The organism is Nitrincola lacisaponensis, assembly GCF_000691225.1.
Classification (GTDB): domain Bacteria; phylum Pseudomonadota; class Gammaproteobacteria; order Pseudomonadales; family Balneatricaceae; genus Nitrincola; species Nitrincola lacisaponensis.
In genome coordinates this window covers 152,387-177,557 of sequence record NZ_JMSZ01000016.1, presented here as the reverse complement: position 1 = coordinate 177,557, position 25,171 = coordinate 152,387, and the positions used below count along the sequence as shown (strand labels likewise).

Below are 25,171 nucleotides of genomic sequence, written 5' to 3'. Positions count from 1 at the left end.
TTTCTTTTTTGGAAGGTAATTATGGCATTCTCTCCGCACGTCACCGTTGCTGCACTGATCAAACGCGATGATCGCTACCTGCTGGTTGAAGAAGGTGATCCCGATGCATCAGTGTTCAATCAACCGGCCGGACACATTGAAGCCGGGGAAACACCGGTTCAAGCCTGTATCCGCGAAGTATTGGAAGAAACCGGCTGGCAGGCCAGACCCAGCCATCTGATCGGCATCTATCTGCTGGAGTTACCGGACCAGAACAAAACCTATTATCGTTTTGGTTTTCGGGCCGAGGCTCTGGAGCAGGTCAGTGACCAGCTGGACCCTGATATTATTGCCTGTCACTGGCTGACGCTGGCTGAAATACAGCAACTCAACCAGCAACAGCGCTTGCGCAGTGATCTGGTCATGCAACTGATCGAAGATGACCTGAGTGGCCAACACTTTCCGTTATCGCTGATTCGAGAGCAGCCTAGGAAGTAGTTGGCCGATGGATACGCTGACGGTTACGGCGTCCTTGCTGGATGCCGATCAACACCAGCGGTATCACAATCATCAGGCTACCCACCAGAAACCAGATATCCGGGCGCTCGGCAAAAGCAATCCAGCCGATCAGGACTGCCCAGATCAATCCCGTATACTCTGCACTGGTCACCTGACTGGCATCGACCTGACGATATGCCAGCAACACTGTGACGTTGTATCCCAGAATAAACACGGCAGAGCCAAACGCATTAAACAGCAACTCCGGCTGCCACGCCGCTCCCTCCCACCAGGCTAACACCCCGGCGGTCGGCAACAGCAACAGATAGTTGAGCAATAGCTTATGCCCGGTGGTTTGCTGTTTGGGCAGTTTACGTACCAACAGAGCCCCCAACGCCAATGCCAGCGCTGACACCAGAGCCGCCCAGGCTGCCCAGTTAAACTCCACCGGACGCAGTATGACCAGAATACCGGCAAAGCCGCTGAACACAGCCATCAGACTCAAAGGTGTCAGGCGCTCAGCAAAAAATATTGCCGACAGCAGCAGCACCAGAATCGGCGCTGCATAAAACAGTGCGTTGGCGGTTGCCAGCGGCAGATGGGTCAATGCAATCACCATGCACACCATCCCGGCAAGATGGATATGCGCACGGATAAAGTGCACCCGGGCACCCTGAAAGAAAGACTGTCCTGCCAAGACACGGCAAAAAGGCAACAGTAACACCAGTGTCATCAGCGAGCGCAAAAAGGCAAACTGAAAGACCGGCGTATCCGGATGCAGCAGTTTAATAAAGATATCCGATACCAGCGCCAGGGCATTACCGATCACCAGCAGAAAAATGGCACTATTAACTGTTTTACCTGACATACACTGTTCCTTAACACCGTCATACTCAATCTGAACAGTCACACTCTACCTAGCTCTTTTTATCTGATAAAATGATATTTATAATGAATTTATTAGATTTTTAGATAATGAAATTACCACCCCTGAAAGCCCTGCCAGTGTTTGAAGCTGTTGCCCGGCTGAACAGCTTCTCCAAAGCAGCGGATGAACTGTCCATTAGCCAGAGCGCTGTCAGCCATCAGATCAAACAGCTGGAAAGCTATCTTGGTGAATCCTTGTTTATACGTACTGGACGCTATCTGTCTCTCACAGAAGAAGGGCAGCAATATCAGGAAGCCATCAGTTCTGCACTGATGCAGATTGAGCGTGCCAGCGAACGCTTGCTGGGACACGAAACCTCTCGACTGCGCTTGTCAGTATTCAGCTCCTTTGCGGTCCGCTGGCTGGTGCCCCGTCTGCCCGAACTACGCCGTCAATACCCGCAACTGGAGCTGTCACTGGAAATGACCGGCGAGAATCCGCGTCTTTCAGACAGAGTCGCCGACTGCTTTATCACCATCAAACAAAGCTCCCCGGCTTTCGCCTATGACCTGCTCTATACGGAACGCCTGTTTCCGGTATGCAGCCAGGCATTTTGGCAACGCATCTGTCGAGAACAGCAGCTCGACCCGGCTGTAGACGCTCTGTCACTGGAGCAGCTGGCTTCATACCCCCTGCTGTCCACTTACAGTATTTATGATCGCAGTGCCGGTGACTGGGAGGCCTGGTATGCCGTCGCAGACCGCGCTTTGCCTGCTGAACAGCCGGTGCAGCATTTCAGTCATATGCTGTTGGCACTGGAAGCAGCCCGTTTTGATCAGGGTATTGCACTGACAAATGATTACATGCTCAACCCGGAACATGATGCAGAGGACTTTGTGCGCTTGCCCTGCCACTCACTGATTACCGGAGACACCTTTTACTTTGCCTGGAAGCTGACACGGCGTCATGAAAGCAGCATTCAACGACTAAGACACTGGCTGGTCCAACAGGCAATAGAGAATGGCCTGCGCCCCTCATAAACAGGTGACCTGAACCACCGTTAGGTGTATAAAGCGAACAGTTTTCTGATGACTTCGGAGCCATGTATGTCCCCTGCCTGTGCTGAACTTTATGACACCATCGCGGATGCACTGGTCGACCAGGGCTATTACTACACTTCCCGTCCGCTACCCGGACTGCCTACCACCACATTACAGCAACGCATCGCCCAGCTGGATGCCGAAGCCGCGCTGCAGCGAGCAGGAATCGGACGACACCAGGATCATCAGATCAATAACAGCGTCAGACGAGACAGTATTCGCTGGCTAAGCAGCGAGCACACAGCTGAGCGCGAATATCTTGAGTGGATGGACGGGCTGCGCAGCGGAATCAATGAACGTCTGTTCATGGGGTTGTTTGACTATGAATGTCACTTTGCCCACTACCCGCCAGGAGCTTTTTATCAGCGCCACCTGGATGCCTTTCAGGGGCGTACCAATCGGGTACTGACCACCGTCTATTATCTGAATGACCAATGGCAAACAGATCAGGGGGGCGAACTGCTGCTCTACGCTAATGACAGTGACAGAGTACTGGAGCAGGTATTACCGGAAACAGGCACCCTGCTGGTATTTCTGAGTGATCGTTTTCCTCACGAGGTACTCGAGACACACCGGGACCGTTACAGTATTGCCGGCTGGTTCAGAGTGAATAACTCATTGAATACTCAGATAGATCCGGCGAACTAGAAGGTCATATACCGGAATTGAGGGGGATCTGTCTGACAAGGGAGGGCTATTCCCTGCCAGACAGATTTTTGCCAAACACGTTACACGCAGATTACTTGACGATCTGTGTCGCTACCGACAGGTAAGCATCACCTTGCGCTTTAACCGCTTCAGCGTCAAACGCTTCAGACGCCAAGTGTAGTTCTTCCAGTGTATCAACCAGCTCCGCAACCTCTGCATGAATTTTTTCCAGCGCATTTTCAAGTGTATAAGTCAGCTCATGCACTTCAACCATAGCCTGGTTATCAATCTCACCTGACAACACAGTCGCCAGTTTCTGATTGTACTCGGCAAAGTTGGCCACTGCCTGCTCCAGCGTCTCAGCTGGCAAACCCTTGAAATGTTCCACACCCGTAGCCTGAGCCGATACAGCAAAACCCAGCAGACCCGCCAATGCCAATGGAGCCATCAGTTTCTTCATGTGTTCATCCTGAATTACAGTTAACTTAAATGATAACGATTTGTATTAGCAAAACTATCATTACAGAATAAAAACTGCAAGCCTGAATTATTGACGCGGATCAACTCCACAGTAAATGCAACAGCATCCAGACACCCATGGAGGCAAACAGGAAGGCTGCTGCCCAACGAAACCACTCCAGTCGCAAACGTTTAAGCGCCCAGTCACCAGCAAAAATGACCGGCACATTCGCCAGTAACATACCCAATGTCGTTCCCAGCGTAACCGCAACCACTGACTCAAAACGTACTGCCAGCATCAGTGTAGCGACCTGGGTCTTGTCTCCGATTTCTGCCAGTGAAAACAGCACCAGCGTGGTCAGAAAAGCGCCGTATTTGACCAGGCGCCCATCTGAATCGTCCTGCGTATCAGGGATCAGAACCCACAGTGCCATGGCCAGAAAACTGAGTGCAATCACCCCCTGAAACCAGGGACCGGACAAGAAGGTCGAAAGCCAGCCACCCAGATAGGCAGTCACGGCATGATTCAACAGGGTAGCCAGTGTTACCCCGAAAATAATCGGCCAGGGTTTGCGGAATTTGGCAATCAGGAGTAACGACAGCAACTGGGTCTTATCGCCCACTTCAGCAATCGCAACAGCCAGTGCAGAGAACAGAAAGGCATCCATTGAGACAGGTCCAGGGGCAGGGTATAGACAACCAAAGGCACAAATGCACACCCCGCCCCGGTTTGTGCAATCATACCTCAGGTCTCATCAGTCTCTTTGCCTGCTGCAAAAAGATGTATCAACCATGAGCATGTGGCTCAAGTGTGTTGGCTGATACCCCGGACAGTTCCGGTCGATTACTCCCCCAAGAGTGGGCGCAGATTAACCCTGAACCCCCGGATTGTCAAACGCAAAGGCTGGATGTGATATACTGTTTTTTTAATCATTTCTGGATAGATCGTGACCACCGCTCTCTTTAACTCGTTACCACTGCCCGACTCAGCCTTAGCCAATCTTGAGCATATGGGTTATCTCCAAATGACGCCCATTCAGCAGCAAAGCCTGCCTGAAATCCTGCAGGGCCGGGATCTGATTGCCCAGGCTCAAACCGGTAGCGGAAAAACAGCAGCCTTCGGCATCGGTCTGATGGAAGCACTCAATCCACGCTGGTTTGCGGTTCAGGGGCTGGTGCTCTGCCCCACCCGAGAACTGGCAACACAGGTGGCAGGAGAGTTACGAAAACTGGCGCGCTATCTGGAGAATATCAAGATCGTGACACTCTGCGGCGGCCAACCCATCGGGCCTCAAATCGGCTCACTAGAGCATGGCGCACATATTGTTGTCGGCACCCCCGGACGCCTGAAAGACCATTTGCGCAAGCAAACCCTGCAACTGGATAACGTCAAGGTTGTGGTTCTGGATGAAGCGGACCGCATGCTGGACATGGGATTTGAAGAGGATCTGCGCACCCTGCTGGCCGCCACACCCGATGCGCGTCAGACACTGCTGTTCTCGGCCACCTATCCGGATGAAATCGAAGCTATCAGTGCAGCGTACCAATGTGACCCGGTCCGGGTCAGTGTTGAGCTGCATCATGATGCCAGCCGCATAGCACAGCGGGTCTGGCATACTGGTCGCCAACCGAAAGCCGAAGCCGTTGCGGCGCTGTTACAGGCCCAGGCCCCGGAGGCCTGTATTATTTTCTGCAACACCCGTCAGGCCTGCCAGGAAATGGCCGAGGGGCTGCGCGCCTATGGGTTGAAAGCCCTGGCCTTGCATGGTGATCTGGACCAACGTGACCGGGATCAGGTCTTGATCCGTTTCAGCAACGGCAGTTGCCGTTACCTGCTGGCAACCGATGTTGCGGCACGGGGTCTGGATATCGACAGTGTTGATCTGGTCATTAATGCAGACCTTCCCCAGGATCCTGCCGTGTATATTCATCGGATCGGCCGCACCGGACGTGCCGGTCGCAGCGGACTGGCCATCAGTCTCTGCGGTGATCGGGACCAGCATCGCCTGTCTCGCATTGAAGCACTGCAGGCACACGCCATTGAATCCCAACCGGCTCTGCCTGCACCTTCTCCAGAACAGCAACCGCCTGCAGCCGAGATGGTGACCCTCTGTATTGCCGGTGGCCGCAAAGAGAAACTGCGGGCTGGTGATTTACTCGGTGCACTCACCCGGGCGGGCGGTATCGATGCATCGCTGATCGGCAAGATCGATATTGGCGATCATGCCTGCTACGTCGCGGTGCACAAGCGTATTGCCGCTGATGCACTGGAGCAACTGCGCCAGGGTAAAATCAAAGGTCGCGCCTTCCGCGTCAGACGCCTGTAGCCTTCTGTTTTAATTTCAATGCACGGGCTGGCACAAAACCTGCTGTAACCATAGGAATAGTAGGTTGTACTCCAGCTCTCAAACAGGATGCCTACTATCGCAACCTGTTTGATTGCACCACCGGAGTGCAGTTTTCAATCATGGAGACTGCTGATGCTCGATAAAAGTGCACTGGATGCCCTATGGATACTCATGGGTGCGGTACTCGTCCTGATCATGCAGGGTGGTTTTCTTTGTCTGGAGTCCGGACTGACCCGCAGCAAGAACGCCATCAACGTCGCCCTGAAAAATGCCTTTGACCTGATTGTTGCGGCACTGCTTTTCTGGCTCATCGGCTTTGGTATCATGTTTGGCGCGCATCAGGGCATGCAACTGGACAGCCGCTGGTTTGTTGCTGACTTCACTCAGGATGAGTTCTGGCACGCCAGTTTTTTCTTTTTTCAACTGACCTTCTGTGCCACCGCCGCAACCATCGTCTCCGGTGCCATTGCTGAACGTAGCCGGTTTATCGTGTACTTGATCATCACCGCCATGATCAGCCTGGTGTTTTACCCTGTGTTCGGGCACTGGTCCTGGAGTGGTGCCGTCAACCTTCAATCTGGCTGGCTGGAGGCACTGGGGTTTATTGATTTCGCTGGCAGCACTGTGGTTCACAGCCTCGGCGGCTGGGTGGCACTGGCTGCCATTCTGGTGATCGGCCCGCGCACCGGACGCTTCGTCGAGGGTCGCGTGCAATCGATTCCCGGCAGCAACCTGCCTTTGGCGATTCTAGGCATGCTGTTTTTCATGATCGGCTGGATCGGCTTTAATGGCGGCAGCACTCTGGAGTTTTCCACCGCCATTGCTGGCATTATCGTCAACACCATCATTGCCGGATCAGCAGGAGGCATTACCGCCATCCTGCTGTCTTTACTGAATACCGACAAAAGCCAGACCACCGCGCTGACAATCAATGGCACCCTCGCCGGACTGGTCGCCATCACAGCTGGCTGCCATGTCGTCAGCACCCCTACCGCCGCACTGATTGGTGCGATAGGTGCGCTGTGCATGTACCTGGCTGAACAGCAGATGCATCGACTGCAACTGGATGATGCGATTTCAGCTGTCCCTGTGCATCTGGCTGCTGGCATCTGGGGGACTCTGGCCGTCGCACTGTTCGGCGACCTGAACCTGATTGATACCGGCCTGTCACGCTTGCAACAACTGGGGATACAAACACTCGGCATTGTCGCCTGCGCCCTGTTTGTGTTTCCACTGGCCTTAACCCTGCTGATGCTACTCAACCGAATCTTACCGTTGCGTGTCAGCCTGGAAGCGGAACAACAAGGCCTGAATGTATCAGAGCACGGTGCCAAAACCGAACTGACGGATCTGCTTTCGGCCATGCAGACACAGGAACGCAGTGGCGATCTCAGCCAACGGGTACCGGTCGAGCCGTTTACAGAAGTCGGTCAGATTGCATCACAATACAACCGGGTCATGGCCAACCTGAATCGCATGGTCACCCGCACACGACTCATTGTGCGTGATATGCGTGATGGCATTATCACCTTCTCCGATCAGGGTATTATTACCAGCGCCAACCCAGGCACCGAAATCCTGTTCAAAACACCTGTACACCAACTGGTCGGTCAGCCGACTAGGCTACTGCTGCATGACAGCAACCAGCAAACCTATTCAGCCACCCCACCTGAGCGCTTGTTTGTGACACTGGCCAGCAGTCTGCAATCAGAACCCTATGAAATAGTGGCTCGCGACAGCCTTGGTGAACCTTTAACGCTGGAAGTAACCACCACCGCCAGCCCGACGGACGAGGGTGTGCAGTACAGCGCCATACTGCGCGACATCAGTGAACGCAAACGCATGGAAGCACGCCTGCACCGCCATTCAGAACTGGCTCAGGTTACCCTTGAGGCGATCACCGAAGCCGTCATCACGTGTGATGCCGCACACAATACCGTGTACCTCAACCCCATGGCCTGTGAACTGCTGGGGATGACAGCGGAACAGGCTTTTGGTCTGCCAATTGACCAGTTGATTCGTATCGAGGGGGCGGACAATACAATCGTGAGCGTGGCATCCTTATGCCTGTCAGCCCCCACCAACACAATCCCGCGTATTCCGCAAAAACAGATGTTTACCCTCATCAATCATCGCGGTGAACTGTTTGAGGTGCAGCTCAACTGCGCCCCTTTGCTGGACACCAACCGACAGAGCATGGGCTGGGTCATCGCCCTCCAGGACATCACCCAAAACAACCGATTACAGGAGTTGCTCACCTTTCAGGCTGTCCACGACACACTGACGGGCCTGATCAACCGTCGTGAATTTGAAAAGCGCCTGGAACAACTCATTTATGAAGCACATCAGGAACAGGTCACACATCTGCTCTGCTATCTGGATCTTGATCAGTTCAAGCTAGTCAATGATACCTGCGGCCACCGTGCAGGAGATGCACTGTTGAAACAACTGTCCGGGCTGCTGAAGCCAGTGTTGCGCCAAAGTGACACCCTCGCGCGCCTGGGTGGTGATGAATTTGGGGTACTGCTGAGCCACTGCCCGGTTGAGAAAGGACTGGAGATAGCCGAGGCTCTGCGCAAAACCATCACGGCTTTCCGTTTCTCCTGGGAAGGACAGATTTTCTCGGTAGGGGTCAGTATAGGTCTGGTCAGCATCACCGAGGCCTGCGGCACACTGGACGAAGTGCTCAGCCATGCAGATGCCGCCTGCTATGCTGCCAAGGACCTGGGGCGTAATCGGGTTCAGCTATTTCAGCCAGACGACCAGGACACACTGGCGCGTCAGGGGCAGATTCAATGGGCCAGCCGACTACAGGAAGCGCTGGACCGCGACCTGTTCCGACTGTTTTTCCAGCCGATACAACCGTTGGAAACCGATACTGAACAGATGCCCCACTATGAGATTCTGACCCGCATGATTGATGACAAGGGCGAGTTGATTCCTCCCGGTGCTTTTATCCCGGCAGCGGAACGGTTTGGGCTGATGTCCAAGATTGATAAATGGGTCATCTGTAACACCCTGGCCTGGATGGGTGATCAGTTACGACAGAACAAACAACCGGTGTTCTGCGCCATCAATCTCTCAGGCGCGTCGATTGGCCGGGAAGACTGCCTGGTCCTGATTCGTGAACAACTGGAAAAACACCGTGTACCTGCCCAAAATATCTGCTTCGAAGTGACCGAAACGGCTGCCATAGCAGACCCGGCCAATGCCGGGCGCTTTATTCGTGAACTGAAACAACTGGGATGTCAGTTTGCACTGGATGATTTTGGCAGCGGCCTGTCCTCCTTTGGCTACCTGAAACAGCTACCGGTTGATTACCTCAAGATTGACGGCATTTTTATTCAGGAACTGGCCAGCAACCGTATTGACCAGGCTATGGTTGCGTCCATCAACAATATCGGCCATATCATGGGACTGAAAACCATCGCCGAATTTGTTGAAGATGCCACCACGCTGGATCTGCTACGTCAAATCGGCGTGGATTATGTACAGGGTTACTATATTGGCCGCCCGGAGCCACTCGAATCCCTGCACAGCGTACGCGTAATGCCGCGCTGATCACAGGGTCTTAACGCTGACCACGGCCTGTGCCATAATGTCTCTAACTCACCTGTAAACCGGATACGCCATGCACCGTGTATCATCCCTGCTTGTGGCCTTGACGCTGACAGCGAGCCTGATCTTGCCGACCCTGAGCCTGGCTGACTCGGGTATCCGTCGTATTGTCCATCCCGATGGGCGGGTGGAGTTTACCAATGTCGGTACAGCCGCCGCGCCAACACGCCCGGCAACACGCAGCCAGACCATTTACAGTTACCGTTCTCCCAACGGCACCCTGAGCTTTTCCGATCAACGGCCAGAAGCCGGCATTCGCTATGACATCATGCGCTTTGACTGTTATGCCTGTCGTCCGGGCTCCTCGGTTGACTGGCACAATACCCGTTTGTTTACCAGCCAGTACGCCGCTGAAATTGAGCGTGAAGCACGTCGGTTCAATGTAGATCCGGCCCTGGTCCGCGCTGTCATTCATGCCGAATCCGCCTTCAATCCCCGGGCTATTTCACCCAAAGGCGCGCAAGGACTGATGCAACTCATGCCCCCGACGGCCGAGGATCTGGGCGTCACCAATGCCATGGATGTCAGCCAGAACATCTATGGCGGGGTGAAGTACCTGTCCTGGATGCTCGACCGTTTCAATGGCGATACACGCCTTGCCACAGCGGCCTATAATGCCGGACCCGGTGCCGTACAGCGTTACGGAGGCATACCACCCTTTGCAGAAACCCAGGCCTATACCGAACGCGTTGCCATACTCCATCAGCGCTATCGTCAGTTATACTGAAGCCGATTGAATCACAACCTGATCGGAGCCTATGCATGAGTCTGTCACCTTTCCACTTAGCGATTCCCGTGTATGATTTAGCGGCTGCACGCCATTTTTACGCTGATATTTTTGGTCTGGAAGAGGGACGCTCCAGTGAACACTGGGTCGATTTCAACTTTTTTGGCCATCAACTGGTGATCCATGAACATCCCAAGACTGACACGCAAACCCAGGCGCATACCAATGCGGTGGATGGCCATGATGTCCCGGTGCCTCACTTTGGTATCGTGCTGGAATGGTCTCAATGGGAAACGCTGGCAGAGCGTCTGAAAGAGCACGGCATTCAGTTTGTCATCGAACCCTATATTCGTTTTCAGGGTCAGGTGGGCGAACAAGCCACCATGTTTCTTTATGATCCTTGCGGTAATGCCCTGGAATTCAAGGCATTCAAGGATATCGGCCAATTATTCGCCAAATGATCGACAGCAATTGACTTTATCCTTGCGTGTGATAGTGTACTAGTACATGAATACATTAGACCCTCACACTCAAGAATTGCTCGATACACTGTTGGCGGCCCAGGATCGTCAGGCTCTGTTGCAACTGCTGCAAAGCCTGCTGACGCCGGCAGAACTGCATGAGATTCCCAAGCGCCTGCAAATTCTGAAACGGCTGCAAGCAGGCGAACCTCAACGCAAAATTGCTGAAGAGCTGGGTGTGGGAATCGCGACTGTCTCACGCGGCGCACGTGCGCTGAAGCGTGACCTTTAAGAGCCCACTATGACCCGTCGACCCGAAAAAATTACGTTACCGCGCAAACCCCGTTACGTGACCCTGACGGCGGACTGCGATTTCTTTGAGCTATTCCGCAAAATCGAGAAACGTTTCGATGTCTGCTTCATGCTGGAGTCTCTGGGCGAAGACAGCCATATCTCGCGCTACTCCATTATCGGCTTTGATCCTGAGCAACTGATCTACGCCAACGGCCAACAGCTCACCATCGAATCCCGCGCTGGTGAATGTGAGCATTACACCAGTGAGAATCCCTACTATCTGCTGCGTGAAATCATGCCGCAGAATATTATTTCACGAAAATATGCCGGGGGACTGACAGGCTATATTGGCTACGATGCCATGAGCTATTTTGAACCCAGCCTGAAACTGAAAACCAGTGACTGGTTCGATGCCTTCCGCTTTGGTCTGTACAAGGACGGTCTGATTCTCGACAAAATGACCGGCGAGATCATCTACTTCCACTATGCTGAAAACCGTATGGATCTGGTCACAGAACTGATCCAGGCACCCAGCCCGAAGAATGACCCGCTGCAGATTCGCTTTACCGGTGAAACCATGAGCCGTGAAGAACACGCCTCAGCAGTAATGAAAGTGAAGCAGGACATTATTGAAGGAAAGATTTTTCAGTGTGAAGTGGGCTTCAAGAAGTACCTCAACCTGAAGGGTGACACGCTGAACATCTATCAGCAGTTGCGAGAGGTCAACCCGTCCCCGCAGATGTATTACCTGAAGTTTGCTGACCAAAAGCTGATTGGTGCCAGTCCGGAGCTGCTGTTCCGTCTGCGCCAGGGAGAAATGGAAACCTTCCCGCTGGCAGGGACTACACGCCGCGGCAAAGATGCCCAGGAAGATACTCAGCTTGCCCGTGCACTGCTGAATGATCCCAAAGAGATTGCTGAACACAATATGATTGTTGACTTGCATCGTAACGATATTGGCCGTGTCGCACGCTTCGGAACCGTTAAGGTACGGAGTCTGATGGATATCAAGCGGTTTAGCCATGTACAGCATATCTCCAGCGAAATTGTCGGCATTATCTCTGAAAAAGAAGACATGTTCTCTGCATTGGCGAGCAACTTCCCGGCTGGCACCCTGACCGGAGCACCCAAGATTGAGGCCATGAAGATTATTGACGCGCTGGAAACAGACGGTCGCGGCCCCTATGGTGGCGCTGTCGGCAACTTTTCCTTTAACGGTGACTGTACCTTTGCCATTCCGATTCGTACGGTGTTTGCCAAGGGCGATCAGGCCTATGTGCAAACCTGTGGTGGCAATGTCTACGACTCCAATCCGGAAGATGAATACGAAGAGATACGGCGCAAGTTTGCCGGAACACGCAAGGCGCTGGAGCCATTTCTGGTGGCAGACGAGGAGTCACAGGCATGAACATCCTGATTATTGATAACTACGACTCGTTCACCTACAACCTGTATCAGTACATCGGCGAGATTCTGTCGACAGCACAGAGTCACGGACAGCTGCAACACTTTGATATCACGGTAAAACGCAACGACCAGATAACGCTGGAACAGGTCCAGGCGCTGAACCCGGACCGGATTATTATCTCGCCCGGACCTGGCTCACCCGACGATGAGCAGTATTTCGGCATCTGTGCTGAGGTCATTCGTGAGCTGGGCCCGCAGATTCCGCTATTGGGCGTCTGCCTCGGCATGCAGGGTATTGTGCATGTGTTTGGTGGCAGGGTCGTCAAGGCAGCCCTGCCAATGCACGGCAAGATCAGCCCGATTCAGCATAACAGCCAGGACATGTTCAAAGACATTCCTGATCAGCTGGAAATTATGCGTTATCACTCACTGATTGCCGAGCCACAGAGCCTGCCTGACTGTCTGGAAGTCACAGCCAGTGTTGGCGACCTGCCCAGCAGCGCCTTCACCAACCACAGTGTTATTCGTCAGGGTGGAGAGTTCGAGATTATGGGGGTCCGGCATAAAACGCATCCCATTCAGGGGATCCAGTTTCATCCGGAATCCTTTGCCACCGAAGGTGGCAAAGAGCTGATCAGTAACTTCCTGTTTCAGTAGCAGGCATCAAGGGCGCGGCTTGAGTTCGCCCAGTAACTGGTTGAGTATCTCCACCCAGGGCTGCTCAGCCTGCTGCGCTTTGAGATAATCCAGACCACGCGCCGTATAGGTACCCGGTGTGCCTATCTCACGAGCCAATGCAGCAGGAGTTCGATCGGGATGCTGCTGCAACAACACAGCGGATTCCTGCTGCGCAGCTGCCAGCAACGACACCGCCTCCTGCAGCTGCATGCCGGTTTGCGCAACCAGTGTATCCGCAAGCGCCTGAATCTGTTCCAGCCACCAGGCATTCACGCAGACGCTCAACATGGATGCCTCAAAAGCCTGTTCCGTTGCAAAGCTTTGTACACCATACCCGGCTTGCTGAAACGGAATCGACAGCGCTGATTGCTGTGGATAAAAAAACACACTGGCGCCAGGGTACGCCACCGCAATACTTGCCATCATGCGTGTCACCTGAGCAGGATAACAGCGATCAGCCAGTTCCGACTGCTTCACACCGGCAACCAGGCTGATCAGATGATGCTCAGCTCTCAACTGCACTGTGGCCAGCAATGTGCCCAGCTGCTCCGGGCGCACGCCAATAATCAGCGTCTGACACTCGGCCACGACTGAGGTGTTGTCCGGCGCCACACGTACACCCGGCAACTGCCGCAATCCGGCAACACGTTCCGCTGAACGGGGCGACAATACCCATTCGAAGGGTGCTGCAGACTGTTGCACACCGCGTATCAATGCCTCCGTCAGTGCGCCAACGCCCAATACACCGATTTTCATCAGTTCATACTCGCCATAAAGCCATGGATACCGGTCAGGATAATTTGTGACGCCATCGCCGCCAATACCAGACCTGTCACCTTACTCAGCACATTCAGCCCGGTACGACCCAGGATTTTTTCCAGCCAGGAGGCCAGGTGCAAACAGGCCAGTAAAAACAGCAGCGCCAGCACCAGACCGATGACCCCAAACAACAGATCCATACCTTCCAGCTCGGCACCATATACCAGTATCGCACCAATTGAAGCGGGCCCTATGATGGTCGGAATGGCCAAAGGCACGACTGAAATATCATCACGCTGCTCCTGAGGGACTTCGGCATTGGCTCTCACACCATCCCGAACCAGGCTGACCCCGGAGAGAAACAGCAGAATGCCTGCACCGATACGAAAAGAATCCAGTGTAATGCCCAGCACCTCAAACAGCTGCGCCCCAAAGAAGAACAGGATCAGACTGATACACAGTGCAGCAAACACCGCACGGTTGGCTATCGACTGTCGCGTACGACGGCTGTCACTGCGGGTCAGCGACAGGAACATCGATACCACAAAGAAGGGTGCAAACAGAAACACAAACTTGAAACTGATTGAAAGCAGGATTGCCATGACGCCACGCCATTAACTGAAGGAAAACAGCCTGCATAATCCTTGAATAGAGATGCATTGTCCAGCCACGGAGTGACTCAAAAACAGAGTCAGATATTGCATTAAAGTCAACTAAATTCGGCTTAACTGCGCCAATCGGATTGCCAGATTTATGCTGAGGTGGTTTACTATCCGCCTTACATTGAACCACGGACAGGGATCACAGGAAGACCTCTCATGCCTAGCAAACGCTCAGCCCTCAAATTTTCGACCTACGCCGCAACCTCCTTGCTCAGCGCAACACTGCTGCTGACGGGTTGCAGTAATGATGAACCAGAACAAGCCAGTACTCCCAGCAGCCCACCGGCGGTTGTCGAAGATCGTCTGCTGAGCCTGATTCCGGCAGATACACCCTACTTTTTCGCCAGTCGTGAGCGTCTGTCTGAAGACGATGCGATGCTGCTGATTGAAAAGCTCGGTACCCTGGATTCCATTGAGACCCAACTGGCTGATCTGGAACAGCTGCGCCAGACGACCGATGACGAGGCCATGCATCAGTTCCTCGACATTATGACCACCCTGCTGAAAACGCTGGATGAAGTACGCACTGTCGAGGACTACCACCGACTGGGCATGCTGCCCAATGCACGTTCCGCTATATATGGTTTAGGTCTGCTACCTGCCGCGCGTATGGAACTGCATGATGAAGCGCTGTTCAAGGCCTTCTTCGAAAACCTGCTGACAGAGCTGCCAGTCGAGATGCAGCGCGCGCAACTGGGTGATACGGAATACTGGTACACCTCTGTTGAATCACCGATGCAAACCCTGATCACCATTCGCGATGAGCAAGTGATTATGGGGATGCTGCCCAGCACCGCCGAGCAGGCACTGTTGGAACAGCTGTTCGGTATCACGCCACCCACCATGAGCCTGCTGCAAAGTGGCGAGATGCAACAACTGGAGCAGCGTTACAATTACAGCCCCTACGGCAGTGGTCGTTTCTCTACCAAAGCCATAGTGCGTGAAGTGATCGCACCGGAACACCCGGCCAGCCGTGCATTAATGGCGCTGGGCGGCCCGGAAACTCTGGACATTGAAGCGTGCCGTACCGATATTGACCGTTTGACTGCTCTGTTCCCGGCACTGGTCATGGGCGTTCATGAACTGTCGACGGATCGTATTACCGGCAGCATGCGCCTGGCCACCGGTGCCGAGCTGGCCGATGATCTGACTACCTTCACCACAGCCGTTCCTGGACTGGGCAGCGGTCAGGGGATTGCCAGCCTGGGTATCGCTCTGGATGTACAGGCGGTCACCCGTGCTTTGCAAAAATACGCAGGCCAGGTTCGCACCACACCCTTTACCTGTCCGGAACTGCAGGGTATCAATGAAGCCTGGAATGAACTGGGTCTGCTGACCAACCATCCCATGACCATGATGCTCGGCCCGGCGCTGAGCGGTATGAATATTCGTATCGACAGTCTTCAGGCTGATCCCATGCAACCGGGTGGCAGTGGCGTCATGACCTTTGCTTCACCAAACGCACAGGGCCTGATTTCTGCGGTCAGCATGTTCGTTCCGCAAATTGCCACTCTGAATCTGCAGAGCAATGGTGATGTGAAGCAGGTTGATCCTCAGCTGCTTCCACCAGAGGTTCCCAGCGTGCATGCCGCGATGTCGGATAAATCCATTATCCTGGGTGTTGGCCTGGACACACCTGAGCAACTGAAGTCTGAGCTGAAGAACACCAATGGTCGTTCCGGCCTGCTGACCTATGGACACCTGGGCAGTGAAATTTTTGCCATTCTGGCAGAGTTAAGCACTCAGCTGCCGAATACCGATGGCCTGGATACAGCAGAACTGTTGTACATGGCTGAACTCTACGAAAAAACCGAGTTCTGGATCGGTATTGACGGTGCCGGTATTGAATTCGGCGTTGGTGTAGAACTGAAGTAATCCTCCGGCCGGTCAGATCTTCAAGGTCTGATCGGCCCAACGCTCAGCATCCAGCGGCTGATGTGTTACCAACAGTGCCAACTGTCCTGTCTGCTTCAGACATTCACCTATCCAGTCACCGGCCAGATACCGAGAGTGCTCATCCAGTGCGCTGAAGGGCTCATCCAGCAAGAGTATCGGCTGCTCCCGTAACACTGTCCGAATCAGCGCAATACGCTGACGCTGCCCACCCGACAGTTCTGCAGGCAAACGCTGCTCCAGGCCCGCGACACCCAGTTGTTCACAGGCGGCTTCGACCTTCTGCCACTGCAGCGGCGTCGGCGAGCCGCGCGTAAATCCCAAACGCAGATTTGTCGCCACGTCCACATGTTCAAACAGGTTATATTGCTGAAACAGTGACGATACCGGGCGTTGCTCAGGTGTCAGGCTGTCCAGGCGCTGTTCCGATAGCCAGATACTGCCTTGATCTGCCGGAAGAAAACCACCGAGACACTCCAGCAAACTGCTTTTGCCCGACCCGCTCGGCCCCATCAACACCAGCAGCTCTCCCGATGCCACCGTAAAATCATACTGCCGTTGTAGCTCACCACGGCGCACAGCCAACTGCCTGACCCTGAGTTCAACCTGCCAATCAGGCATGACGTGTCTCCAGCCATCGTAATACGGCAAATGCCAGGAATAATAACATCAGAGAGGCCAGCGCTGCTTCCGCCACGCGATAACTGCCCGCCAGACTGTAGATCAACCAGGGCAAAGTGCGCCAGGTATCACTGCCAAAAATTGCAAAGACAGACATATCCCCCAGAGCCAGTACAAAGCAGATAGCCAGCACACGCTGCAAGACCGGACGCAGATAGGGCAGATAGATCAACCGCCACTCAGTCAACCGTCCAGGATGCAGGTCTGCCAGCAGTCGGGCATAGCTGGCTTGATAATTGGATACAGCCGGGCGCAACTGCTGAAACGCGAAAGGCAGTGCTATCAGTGCGTTGATCAGCATAATGGCCAGCCAGCCCCAAACCTGCCAGTCCAGATGTGGCATCAACAGAATATAAAGCCCCACCGACAGTACCATCGCCGGAACAATCAATGGATACAAGGCCGCAGCCGCCACCCCCTGTCGCCAAAAACCCTGCGGCAATGCACGCCAGAGCGACAGCAACGACAAGGACAGCAGCAGCGACAACAGCGCGGCACCACACGCCAATAATAAAGAACGCCCTATAATGCCAGGCAACCCGGTCTGCAGCAAAAAGCCAATATCTGCCCGGAACGCAAGCGGTACCAGCACCCAGACCGGTAGCATCAGAAACAATCCGATCAACAGATAACTGCAGCGACCACCCCAGATCAACCAGATGGGCTGACGTGGCAACCAGTGTTGTTGTGGCGCTTCAACCGGGGCCAGCCATTGAAACCGCCCCAAACGACTGAACAACAGGTAGATACTGCCAGCCAGGAGTAGCTGAACCCAGGCCAGAAACAGCGCCTCAGATGGGTTAAAGTCATACTTGAGTGCCTGATAGATGGCCACTTCCAGAGTACTGGCAGCAGGCCCACCCCCCAGTGCCAACACCACCGCAAAGCTGTTGAAACAGAGCAGGAAAATAAATCCGGCCACCGCAGGCAACACCCCCTGCAACACAGGCCACTCCACCAGCCGAAAGCGTTGCCAGCCGGTAATGCCCAACTGTGACGCCAGCTTCCAGGCTGAGGGGGGGATCGAGCGCCACTGGAAAGTCAGTACCCGCACGGCGAACGGCAGATTGAGAAACACATGCGCCAGCAAAATACCGTTTAACCCATACAAGCGCCAACTGTCTCCCAACCAGGGAGTCAGCAGACCTGAACGACCAAACAGCGCCACCAGACCGGTTATCAAAATCAAGGAAGGCATGACGAAGCAGAGCAGACACCAGCTCAGAAAACGCTCGGTGCCCGGCAGTGCACTATCCAGCGCCAAGGCACGGGACAGAGGTAAAGCCAGCACCACTGAGAACAGCGCACTGAGCAGTGCCTGCCAGAGCGAAAAGCGCAACAGTTGCCAAAACCAGGGCTCTTGCCACAGCTCGGTGGCAACATCACTGCGCCCCCAGCCTGCCAGGGCACCAAAAGCCAGCAGGCTGATCAACAGAATCAGTCCAAGGCTCAGCAAACCGGGCCATTGCTGCCCCAGACGTCGGGCAGTCGTCACATTAACGGCTGACAGCACTGCGCCAAACCTGTAACCATTCCCGTCGCTGACGGTCAGCCAGATCTGCAGACACCTGAATCACGTCACGTTCCGCTTGCTGAAAAACCTCCGGTAACGTCACATCATCACGCACCGGCAACATCCAGTTATGCTGGGCAATAACAGCCTGCACCTCGGCCTCCAGCAAAAATGCCAGAAAAGCCTGTGCCAGCGCTACATTCTGGCTATAAGCAGAAATCGCAGCCACTTCAACCTGGGCAATATGGCCTTCAGCAAAGCGGGTGGCAACATAGACATCACTGGATTCAACCAGCTGATGATACGCCGGAGAGGTGGTATAGCTGAGCACATAATCTGCTTCACCCTGCAGGAACATGCCATAGGCCTCAGACCAGCCTTTGGTCACCGTCACAGTGTTCCGCGCCAAACGCTGCCAGGCATCGGCAGAACGATCGCCATAGACAGCCTGTATCCAGTGCATCAGCCCCTGTCCCGGTGTACTGGTACGCGGGTCCTGATACAACACACTGGCATCACTGGACAATAACGCCTCCAGTGAGTCGACCGGATCATCCACCTGATGACGGTTGTAGATAAATGCAAAGTAACCATAGTCAAACGGAATAAACTGGGCATCCTGCCAATCCAGCGATGCTTTGAGTGGCCAGTCCTCAAGTATTAAACCATGTGACTGCACCAGACCCAGCCGACGTGCCTGAGGCATCAGCATGGTATCCAGCCCCAGTACCACATCTGCACGGGTACGGTCCCCTTCCAGCTGCAAACGGTTTAGCAGGGAAACACCATCATCACTGCTGGTAAAGCGCAGCTCACAGTCACAGACGGCTTCAAAGCGCGTTTTCAATTCAGGACCAGGTCCCCAACTACTGGTAAAGCTGCTGTAGGTATACACATTCAGGGTACCTGCAGACAAAGTGCCGCTAAACAACAGCAGAGCCATCAGGCTCACAACAGAAACAGCAGAGGTCAGGTAATTCACTCAGGACTCCGGTATCATCAGATACTGGCACAGGATGAGCTGTCCAATGACAGCCGCCTCATTTCCTACGCCAGTATTAACTGGATCAGGTTCAACGGGTAAACTCTCAGCCTGACGGCACCCCGATGAGATTGGCAGAGTATAGCATGACCCAACTGAGTCACCATCTTTCCTCCACGACCCCTGCTGCAGTACTGCCCAATGCCCTGCACCACTATCTGTCGGCACCGATAACCATTGAGTATCTGGGTCAAGGCAGCCGTAACCGACACTGGCGCCTGAGCACAGCCGACATGACCTGTATCTGGCGAGAGTTTGGCCCAACACCTCCCGGTGCCAACCGGAATCTGGAACGTCGTGTGCTGGCGCAACTCCAGGGCCATACCTGGGTACCGGAGCTGTTGCTCGACCTGCCGGAGGGTTTACTGTTCCGTGCCTCACCCGGCGCACAGCCACTGCAAATACCGCTTTCCGGCACACAGCGCAGCCAGCTTTTAAGCGCCGTGTTGACCCTCTGGCAACAGCCCATTGAGGCTCCGGCACAGGATTACCCGGCACTGATCCAGCACTATGCCAGCCTGGCAGATCGCCTCGCCTGCCCGGTGACAGCAGCACTCCTTGATGTTGCTCAACACTGGAACCCTCAGCATTTCTGTCTGATTCATCAGGATATTCATCCAGGTAACCTGTTGTTGACCGACCAGGGGATACAACTGATCGACTGGGAATATGCCGTCTGCGGCAACCCCTGGATTGATGCCGTGGCACTGGACCGCATGCTGTCACTCAGTCCGGCAGAAAAGCGGCTACTGCAAGGCCAGCTCCCGAGGCTGGCGCATGCCGATCCCTGGATGCAGGTCAGCATCTGGCTGACACAACTGGACCAGCTCTGGCACCAGGCACAAACCGCACAATTGGCTGACAGCGTGATATAATAGCAGACAGAAATGATCAACTATTTGATCCGGCCCAGGATCCTGCCGGTATCATCAACCACGAGTAGCTCCATGTCCGAAATTCTTGTCTGTGCACTGTATAAATTTGTCCGTCTGGATGACTACCAGACGCTGCGTCCAAGGCTGCTGAATTTGTTGGAACAGCAACAGATCCGCGGCACTTTGCTGCTGGCTCAAGAGGGCGTCAACGGCACAGTAGCAGGCTCCGCATCGGCGATTGCAGCCTTGAAAGACTGGTTTGCAGCAGACACACGCTTTGACGGAATCGATTACAAGGAATCCGTCAGTGACAACCAGCCCTTCTATCGCACCAAAGTGAAGCTGAAGAAAGAGATCGTGACACTGGGGGTTGAAGGTATCGATCCGCGTCAGGTCGTAGGCACCTATGTAAAACCGGCTGACTGGAATGCGCTGATCTCGGACCCGGATGTAGTACTGGTAGATACCCGTAATCAGTATGAAATTGCCCTGGGTACTTTTAAAGGCGCTGTCGACCCGCAGACAGACAGCTTTCGTGAGTTCCCCGAATACGTCGCGCAACAGCTCAACCCGGCACAGCATAAAAAAGTAGCCATGTTCTGTACCGGTGGTATCCGTTGCGAAAAAAGTACCGCCTACCTGAAACAGCAGGGTTTTGAAGAGGTCTACCATCTGCAGGGTGGCATCCTGAAATACCTGGAGGAAGTACCGGAAAGCGAATCCCTGTGGCAAGGTGAATGTTTTGTATTCGATAACCGTGTCAGCGTTGACCACCAGCTGCAACCGGGTCACTATGCACTCTGCGCTGGCTGCCGCATGCCGCTGTCCGAAGCGGACCGTCAGCATCCGCATTATCAGGAAGGTGTCAGCTGTCATCACTGTCATGATCAGCAAAGTGAAGCGCAACGTCAGCGCCATGCCGCTCGTCAGCAGCAGATACAGCTGGCCAAGGCGCGCGGAGAAGCCCATCTGGGTGCCGAAGCGGTTGCTGCCGCAGCACGCCACCGGGCAGAAAAACTGGCACGTAAAGCTGCAGCGAAACGGAAAACAGAATGAAACGACTGCTCTGGTTATGGCTCTGGCTGTTACCTGCAACCCTGCTGGCCAACGAATTCATTGTGTTCAAACAGGGCGAACATCAACTGCTTGCCGAAGTCGCCCTGACACCCAGCCAACGCTCACAAGGGCTGATGTGGCGTACCGAAATGCCGGAAAACGGCGGTATGCTGTTTATTCTCGACCCACAACCTCGCCAGTGTTTCTGGATGCGCAATACCTATATTCCGTTGACACTGGCGTTCCTCGATCAGGATTTTCGTATTCTGCAATTCAATGACATGACCCCCTTGTCGGACGAACTGCACTGTGCCGAACAAACAGCCAGCTTCGCCCTGGAAACGCATCAGGGCTGGTTCAGCCAACGCGACATCCAGATCGGCAGCTACCTGGAAGCCAGCCTGCCTTAATGCACCAGCATGATGCCTGACGGTGCGCTTAACGCTGCTGCGCCGCACCATTTTTGCACAGCACACCCCGCCCCTTCACTGAAAACGACCCTTGCCAAAGTCTGAGCGACATCCACGACACCCTGATAAAACTGGCGTTTCAGGAGTTGGCACAGATTCTGCTCTGATCTGATTCGACGTATCAATCAAATAGGATCAGACCGATGAAACAGATCAAGACCAAACTGGCAACCGCTTCCTGCGCACTTGCACTGTCCATTGCTGCCATCACCGCTCAGGCGGATACGATCAAAGTGGGTGTACTGCACTCGCTGTCGGGCACCATGGCGATTAGTGAAACCACGCTCAAAGACACCATGCTGATGCTGATTGAAGAACAGAACGCCAAAGGCGGCCTGCTGGGCAAACAGTTGGAAGCCGTTGTGGTTGACCCGGCATCCGACTGGCCGTTATTTGCAGAGCGTGCACGTGAGTTGCTGGAGCGTGATCAGGTTGCTGCGATTTTCGGTACCTGGACATCGGTTTCACGCAAATCCGTACTGCCGGTTGTGGAAGAGCTGAACGGTCTGCTGTTCTACCCTGTCCAGTATGAGGGTGAAGAATCCTCACGCAACGTCATCTATACCGGTGCAGCACCTAACCAGCAGGCGATCCCGGCAGTGGATTACCTGATGAACGAACTCGGTATCGAGCGCTGGGTGCTGGCGGGTACTGACTATGTTTACCCGCGTACCACCAACCGTATTCTGGAAGCCTATCTGAAGCAGATGGGTGTGGCTGAAGATGACATCATGATCAACTACACGCCTTTCGGTCATTCTGACTGGCAGACTATTGTCTCCGATATCCGTCGCTTCGGCTCTGCAGGCAAGAAAACAGCCGTTGTATCCACCATCAACGGTGATGCCAACGTACCTTTTTACCGTGAACTCGGTGCTCAGGGTGTCTCTGCTGAAGATATTCCGGTCATCGCCTTCTCCGTAGGTGAAGAAGAGCTTTCCGGTATCGATACGGCTCCGCTGGTCGGGCACCTGGCAGCCTGGAACTACTTCATGAGCGTCGACACCGAAGAAAATGATGCCTTTATCGAAAAATGGCATGACTTCATCGGCGACACCAATCGCGTCACTAATGACCCGATGGAAGCACACTACATCGGTTTCAACCTCTGGGTTGAGGCAGTGAACAAAGCCGGTACCACCGACACCGAAGCGGTACAGGAAGCGATTATTGGCGTCACCGTACCCAACCTGACTGGCAGCTATGCTGCGTTGATGCCAAACCACCACATCACCAAGCCGGTGCTGATTGGTGAAATTCAGGCAGATGGTCAGTTCGAAGTAGTCTGGCAAACCCCCAGCACCGTGGTCGGTGATGCCTGGTCTGACTACCTGGAAGGCTCCAAGGACATCATCTCTGACTGGCGCAAACCGCTGCTCTGCGGTAACTACAACGTCGTCACCAAGACCTGTTCCGGGCAGAGCTACGAGTAAGTACATCGCTTGAAATACCGGCCTGGATTCAGCCAGGCCGGTCACTTCCAGTCCAGCTTCAGGAAACACCATTATGATATGCCGAATCATGCGCCAACTGCGCAGCCTGGGACTCTTGACCCTGATTCTGCTGAGCAGCCTGACCAGTTTACAGGCCGCTGACAGTGACCCCGTCCTGGCAGAGTTTGAAGCGCTGTTATCCTCTTCCGCTGCACCGGATAGAGCGCGAGCCATCAGTCTTCTCGCCGATTCGATGCACCCTGACACCCTGTCATTACTCGCTGAACTGCTGGAGGGACAGCTCTATACCTTCCGTGGTGACAGCCACCTCTATCGTGTACCACGACATGAAGAAGGGCGTGCTGCCGAACGTCTGCTGGATGGCGAAACACTGACCATTGAACGTGTCCGCGACTTCCGCCGGGTTGCTGTCAACAATGCCCAGCGCACCCAGATACGACGTGTGATGGCTCTGACCGGCCTCAATGCCGAGTCCTCGGCCATCCGACTTCAGGCGGTGCGGCAACTGATGCGAGATGCCGACAGCGCCACCATCGCCCTGATACAGGACGCTTACCCCACCGAAGAGAATAACCGGGTACGTGAACTGATGGCGGTCGCCCTGGCGATTCACACCCTGGCCGACAGTGATAACGAAGTGCTGCAACGTGATGCCATCGACACCCTGTCTGAATCGCTGGAACCTCGCGCACGCAACAGCCTGGCACAGTTTGCCCAATCCACCGAGAACCCGGCCTTACAGGAACTCAGCCAGCGTGCACTGACTCAGATCGACCACAAGGTACAGTTCTATAAAGGACTGGAAACGCTCTATTTTGGTATCAGTCTGGGTTCTGTACTGGTACTGGCAGCCATCGGCCTGACCATCACGTTTGGTGTGATGGGGGTGATCAACATGGCGCATGGTGAGCTGATCATGATCGGCGCCTATACCACCTTTGTAATTCAACAGCTGATGCCCGATCACATTGGTCTGTCGATCTTTGTTGCCATCCCCGCAGCCTTTGTCGTCTCGGGCCTGGTGGGCATTGCCATCGAACGCGGCGTCATTCGTTTTCTCTATGGCCGACCGCTGGAAACCCTGCTGGCCACCTTCGGTATCAGTCTGGTACTGCAACAGGCCGTACGCTCCATTTTCTCACCACTGAACCGCACCGTGGAAACACCCGGCTGGATGAGCGGCATGCTGGAGTTCAACCCGGTATTCGCCATCACCCTGAACCGGCTGTATATCATCCTGTTCTGTTTCCTGGTGTTTTTCGCCCTGCTGTTGATTCTGAAACGCACCGCGCTGGGTCTGCAGGTACGTGCCGTATCCCAGAACCGTGCCATGGCGCGTGCCATGGGGGTACGCTCCGAGCGTGTGGATATGCTGACCTTTGGTCTGGGCTCCGGGGTTGCCGGAATCGCCGGGGTAGCACTGTCACAAATCACCAACGTTGGCCCCAATCTGGGTCAGTCCTACATCATCGACTCCTTTATGGTGGTGGTATTTGGTGGTGTCGGTAACCTCTGGGGCACCCTGGTCGCGGGGATGACACTGGGCATTGCCACCAAGCTGGTCGAACCCTGGACTGGCGCGGTACTGGCCAAGATTCTGGTACTGGTATTTATCATCTTTTTCATTCAGAAAAAGCCACGCGGGCTCTTCCCGCAACGTGGCCGTGCCGCCGAGGATTAA

24 protein-coding genes and 1 riboswitch are annotated in these 25,171 nt (G+C 54.4%); of the genes, 16 read left to right on the top strand and 8 right to left on the bottom strand.

Translation table 11 applies throughout. The features are described from left to right. Positions 1 to 21 precede the first annotated feature (21 nt). Complete coding sequence (locus tag ADINL_RS04120) at positions 22 to 477, top strand: NUDIX hydrolase (protein WP_036544264.1); 456 nt, start codon at positions 22 to 24, stop codon at positions 475 to 477. On the opposite strand, the gene ADINL_RS04115 is transcribed toward ADINL_RS04120, so the two are convergent. Then, complete coding sequence (locus ADINL_RS04115) at positions 467 to 1,345, bottom strand: DMT family transporter (RefSeq protein WP_036544259.1); 879 nt, start codon at positions 1,343 to 1,345, stop codon at positions 467 to 469. The genes ADINL_RS04120 and ADINL_RS04115 overlap by 11 nt on opposite strands. 107 nt (positions 1,346 to 1,452) lie before the next feature. Between ADINL_RS04115 and ADINL_RS04110 the strand changes: the two genes are divergently transcribed. Further along, a complete protein-coding gene (locus tag ADINL_RS04110) occupies positions 1,453 to 2,385 on the top strand; it encodes a LysR family transcriptional regulator (RefSeq protein ID WP_036544257.1) in 933 nt (310 codons plus the stop codon). 66 nt (positions 2,386 to 2,451) lie between these two features. After that, positions 2,452 to 3,093 carry a 2OG-Fe(II) oxygenase gene (locus tag ADINL_RS04105; RefSeq protein ID WP_204368191.1) on the top strand — a complete coding sequence of 214 codons (642 nt, stop codon included), beginning with the start codon at positions 2,452 to 2,454 and terminating at the stop codon, positions 3,091 to 3,093. 91 nt (positions 3,094 to 3,184) lie between these two features. Here ADINL_RS04105 and ADINL_RS04100 read toward each other — a convergent pair whose 3' ends face one another. Both ADINL_RS04100 and ADINL_RS04095 read right to left on the bottom strand, forming a co-directional pair. Beyond that, positions 3,185 to 3,553: a DUF6746 family protein gene (locus tag ADINL_RS04100; protein ID WP_051632546.1), complete on the bottom strand. Its 369-nt coding sequence runs from the start codon at positions 3,551 to 3,553 to the stop codon at positions 3,185 to 3,187. A gap of 100 nt (positions 3,554 to 3,653) precedes the next feature. Further along, complete coding sequence (locus tag ADINL_RS04095; protein ID WP_036544253.1) at positions 3,654 to 4,220, bottom strand: TMEM165/GDT1 family protein; 567 nt, start codon at positions 4,218 to 4,220, stop codon at positions 3,654 to 3,656. 279 nt (positions 4,221 to 4,499) lie between these two features. Between ADINL_RS04095 and dbpA the strand changes: the two genes are divergently transcribed. From dbpA to ADINL_RS04060, 7 genes are all read left to right on the top strand, one after another. Beyond that, on the top strand, positions 4,500 to 5,879 hold the full coding sequence (gene dbpA / locus ADINL_RS04090; RefSeq protein WP_036544250.1) for an ATP-dependent RNA helicase DbpA: 1,380 nt from the start codon (positions 4,500 to 4,502) through the stop codon (positions 5,877 to 5,879). A 153-nt stretch (positions 5,880 to 6,032) separates the two neighbouring features. Continuing rightward, a complete protein-coding gene (gene amt / locus ADINL_RS04085) occupies positions 6,033 to 9,461 on the top strand; it encodes an ammonium transporter (protein ID WP_036544248.1) in 3,429 nt (1,142 codons plus the stop codon). A 70-nt stretch (positions 9,462 to 9,531) separates the two neighbouring features. Then, entirely contained in the window at positions 9,532 to 10,245 is a 714-nt protein-coding gene (locus ADINL_RS04080; RefSeq protein ID WP_036544246.1) for a lytic transglycosylase domain-containing protein, read from the top strand. A gap of 35 nt (positions 10,246 to 10,280) precedes the next feature. Then, positions 10,281 to 10,706, top strand: a complete 426-nt coding sequence (locus ADINL_RS04075; RefSeq protein ID WP_036544244.1) for a VOC family protein — start codon at positions 10,281 to 10,283, stop codon at positions 10,704 to 10,706. Between the two features lie 46 nt (positions 10,707 to 10,752). Continuing rightward, on the top strand, positions 10,753 to 10,998 hold the full coding sequence (locus ADINL_RS04070) for a Trp family transcriptional regulator (protein ID WP_036544242.1): 246 nt from the start codon (positions 10,753 to 10,755) through the stop codon (positions 10,996 to 10,998). Positions 10,999 to 11,007: 9 nt separating this feature from the next. Next, positions 11,008 to 12,408 (top strand): anthranilate synthase component I family protein, encoded by a 1,401-nt coding sequence (locus ADINL_RS04065; protein WP_036544238.1) that lies wholly within the window; start codon positions 11,008 to 11,010, stop codon positions 12,406 to 12,408. Continuing rightward, the gene (locus tag ADINL_RS04060; RefSeq protein ID WP_036544236.1) at positions 12,405 to 13,064 is read left to right on the top strand and encodes an anthranilate synthase component II; all 660 of its coding nucleotides are present in this window, start codon (positions 12,405 to 12,407) and stop codon (positions 13,062 to 13,064) included. Before ADINL_RS04065 ends, ADINL_RS04060 begins: the two co-directional genes overlap by 4 nt. 6 nt (positions 13,065 to 13,070) lie before the next feature. On the opposite strand, the gene ADINL_RS15865 is transcribed toward ADINL_RS04060, so the two are convergent. Then, the gene (locus ADINL_RS15865) at positions 13,071 to 13,841 is read right to left on the bottom strand and encodes a pyrroline-5-carboxylate reductase family protein (protein ID WP_051632545.1); all 771 of its coding nucleotides are present in this window, start codon (positions 13,839 to 13,841) and stop codon (positions 13,071 to 13,073) included. Beyond that, positions 13,841 to 14,446, bottom strand: coding sequence for a MarC family protein (locus ADINL_RS04050; RefSeq protein WP_036544234.1), 606 nt, complete (start codon positions 14,444 to 14,446; stop codon positions 13,841 to 13,843). Before ADINL_RS04050 ends, ADINL_RS15865 begins: the two co-directional genes overlap by 1 nt. A 216-nt stretch (positions 14,447 to 14,662) precedes the next feature. On the opposite strand from ADINL_RS04050, the gene ADINL_RS04045 reads away from it, so the two are divergent. Then, the gene (locus ADINL_RS04045) at positions 14,663 to 16,381 is read left to right on the top strand and encodes a hypothetical protein (protein WP_036544232.1); all 1,719 of its coding nucleotides are present in this window, start codon (positions 14,663 to 14,665) and stop codon (positions 16,379 to 16,381) included. A 12-nt stretch (positions 16,382 to 16,393) separates the two neighbouring features. Here ADINL_RS04045 and ADINL_RS04040 read toward each other — a convergent pair whose 3' ends face one another. Genes ADINL_RS04040 through thiB form a run of 3 tightly spaced genes read right to left on the bottom strand, consistent with a single transcriptional unit; the run spans position 16,394 to position 19,575 of the window. Beyond that, positions 16,394 to 17,020, bottom strand: coding sequence for an ATP-binding cassette domain-containing protein (locus ADINL_RS04040; protein ID WP_036544230.1), 627 nt, complete (start codon positions 17,018 to 17,020; stop codon positions 16,394 to 16,396). Next, a complete protein-coding gene (locus ADINL_RS04035; protein WP_051632544.1) occupies positions 17,013 to 18,593 on the bottom strand; it encodes an ABC transporter permease family protein in 1,581 nt (526 codons plus the stop codon). Before ADINL_RS04035 ends, ADINL_RS04040 begins: the two co-directional genes overlap by 8 nt. Further along, positions 18,577 to 19,575, bottom strand: a complete 999-nt coding sequence (gene thiB, locus ADINL_RS04030) for a thiamine ABC transporter substrate binding subunit (protein WP_036544228.1) — start codon at positions 19,573 to 19,575, stop codon at positions 18,577 to 18,579. Before thiB ends, ADINL_RS04035 begins: the two co-directional genes overlap by 17 nt. 45 nt (positions 19,576 to 19,620) lie before the next feature. Next, positions 19,621 to 19,710, bottom strand: a riboswitch (TPP riboswitch). 11 nt (positions 19,711 to 19,721) lie between these two features. On the opposite strand from thiB, the gene ADINL_RS04025 reads away from it, so the two are divergent. The 5 genes from ADINL_RS04025 (at position 19,722) to urtB (ending at position 25,171) form a co-directional block, all read left to right on the top strand. Further along, complete coding sequence (locus ADINL_RS04025; protein WP_036544226.1) at positions 19,722 to 20,510, top strand: phosphotransferase; 789 nt, start codon at positions 19,722 to 19,724, stop codon at positions 20,508 to 20,510. A gap of 72 nt (positions 20,511 to 20,582) precedes the next feature. Continuing rightward, positions 20,583 to 21,566: an oxygen-dependent tRNA uridine(34) hydroxylase TrhO gene (gene trhO / locus ADINL_RS04020; protein ID WP_036544225.1), complete on the top strand. Its 984-nt coding sequence runs from the start codon at positions 20,583 to 20,585 to the stop codon at positions 21,564 to 21,566. Then, positions 21,563 to 21,976 (top strand): DUF192 domain-containing protein, encoded by a 414-nt coding sequence (locus tag ADINL_RS04015; RefSeq protein ID WP_036544223.1) that lies wholly within the window; start codon positions 21,563 to 21,565, stop codon positions 21,974 to 21,976. The genes trhO and ADINL_RS04015 overlap by 4 nt, the downstream gene beginning before the upstream one ends. Before the next feature lie 203 nt (positions 21,977 to 22,179). Next, positions 22,180 to 23,469 carry an urea ABC transporter substrate-binding protein gene (gene urtA, locus ADINL_RS04010; RefSeq protein WP_036544221.1) on the top strand — a complete coding sequence of 430 codons (1,290 nt, stop codon included), beginning with the start codon at positions 22,180 to 22,182 and terminating at the stop codon, positions 23,467 to 23,469. A 73-nt stretch (positions 23,470 to 23,542) separates the two neighbouring features. Continuing rightward, complete coding sequence (urtB, locus tag ADINL_RS04005) at positions 23,543 to 25,171, top strand: urea ABC transporter permease subunit UrtB (protein ID WP_036544219.1); 1,629 nt, start codon at positions 23,543 to 23,545, stop codon at positions 25,169 to 25,171.

Coding starts and splice junctions, on each gene's coding strand:
- ADINL_RS04120 (WP_036544264.1), top strand. CDS start 22: ATGGCATTCTCTCCGCACGTCACCGTTGCTGCACTGATCAAACGCGAT.
- ADINL_RS04115 (WP_036544259.1), bottom strand. CDS start 1,345: ATGTCAGGTAAAACAGTTAATAGTGCCATTTTTCTGCTGGTGATCGGT.
- ADINL_RS04110 (WP_036544257.1), top strand. CDS start 1,453: ATGAAATTACCACCCCTGAAAGCCCTGCCAGTGTTTGAAGCTGTTGCC.
- ADINL_RS04105 (WP_204368191.1), top strand. CDS start 2,452: ATGTCCCCTGCCTGTGCTGAACTTTATGACACCATCGCGGATGCACTG.
- ADINL_RS04100 (WP_051632546.1), bottom strand. CDS start 3,553: ATGAAGAAACTGATGGCTCCATTGGCATTGGCGGGTCTGCTGGGTTTT.
- ADINL_RS04095 (WP_036544253.1), bottom strand. CDS start 4,220: ATGGATGCCTTTCTGTTCTCTGCACTGGCTGTTGCGATTGCTGAAGTG.
- amt (WP_036544248.1), top strand. CDS start 6,033: ATGCTCGATAAAAGTGCACTGGATGCCCTATGGATACTCATGGGTGCG.
- ADINL_RS04080 (WP_036544246.1), top strand. CDS start 9,532: ATGCACCGTGTATCATCCCTGCTTGTGGCCTTGACGCTGACAGCGAGC.
- ADINL_RS04075 (WP_036544244.1), top strand. CDS start 10,281: ATGAGTCTGTCACCTTTCCACTTAGCGATTCCCGTGTATGATTTAGCG.
- ADINL_RS04070 (WP_036544242.1), top strand. CDS start 10,753: ATGAATACATTAGACCCTCACACTCAAGAATTGCTCGATACACTGTTG.
- ADINL_RS04065 (WP_036544238.1), top strand. CDS start 11,008: ATGACCCGTCGACCCGAAAAAATTACGTTACCGCGCAAACCCCGTTAC.
- ADINL_RS04060 (WP_036544236.1), top strand. CDS start 12,405: ATGAACATCCTGATTATTGATAACTACGACTCGTTCACCTACAACCTG.
- ADINL_RS15865 (WP_051632545.1), bottom strand. CDS start 13,841: ATGAAAATCGGTGTATTGGGCGTTGGCGCACTGACGGAGGCATTGATA.
- ADINL_RS04050 (WP_036544234.1), bottom strand. CDS start 14,446: ATGGCAATCCTGCTTTCAATCAGTTTCAAGTTTGTGTTTCTGTTTGCA.
- ADINL_RS04045 (WP_036544232.1), top strand. CDS start 14,663: ATGCCTAGCAAACGCTCAGCCCTCAAATTTTCGACCTACGCCGCAACC.
- ADINL_RS04040 (WP_036544230.1), bottom strand. CDS start 17,020: ATGCCTGATTGGCAGGTTGAACTCAGGGTCAGGCAGTTGGCTGTGCGC.
- ADINL_RS04025 (WP_036544226.1), top strand. CDS start 19,722: ATGACCCAACTGAGTCACCATCTTTCCTCCACGACCCCTGCTGCAGTA.
- trhO (WP_036544225.1), top strand. CDS start 20,583: ATGTCCGAAATTCTTGTCTGTGCACTGTATAAATTTGTCCGTCTGGAT.
- ADINL_RS04015 (WP_036544223.1), top strand. CDS start 21,563: ATGAAACGACTGCTCTGGTTATGGCTCTGGCTGTTACCTGCAACCCTG.
- urtA (WP_036544221.1), top strand. CDS start 22,180: ATGAAACAGATCAAGACCAAACTGGCAACCGCTTCCTGCGCACTTGCA.
- urtB (WP_036544219.1), top strand. CDS start 23,543: ATGATATGCCGAATCATGCGCCAACTGCGCAGCCTGGGACTCTTGACC.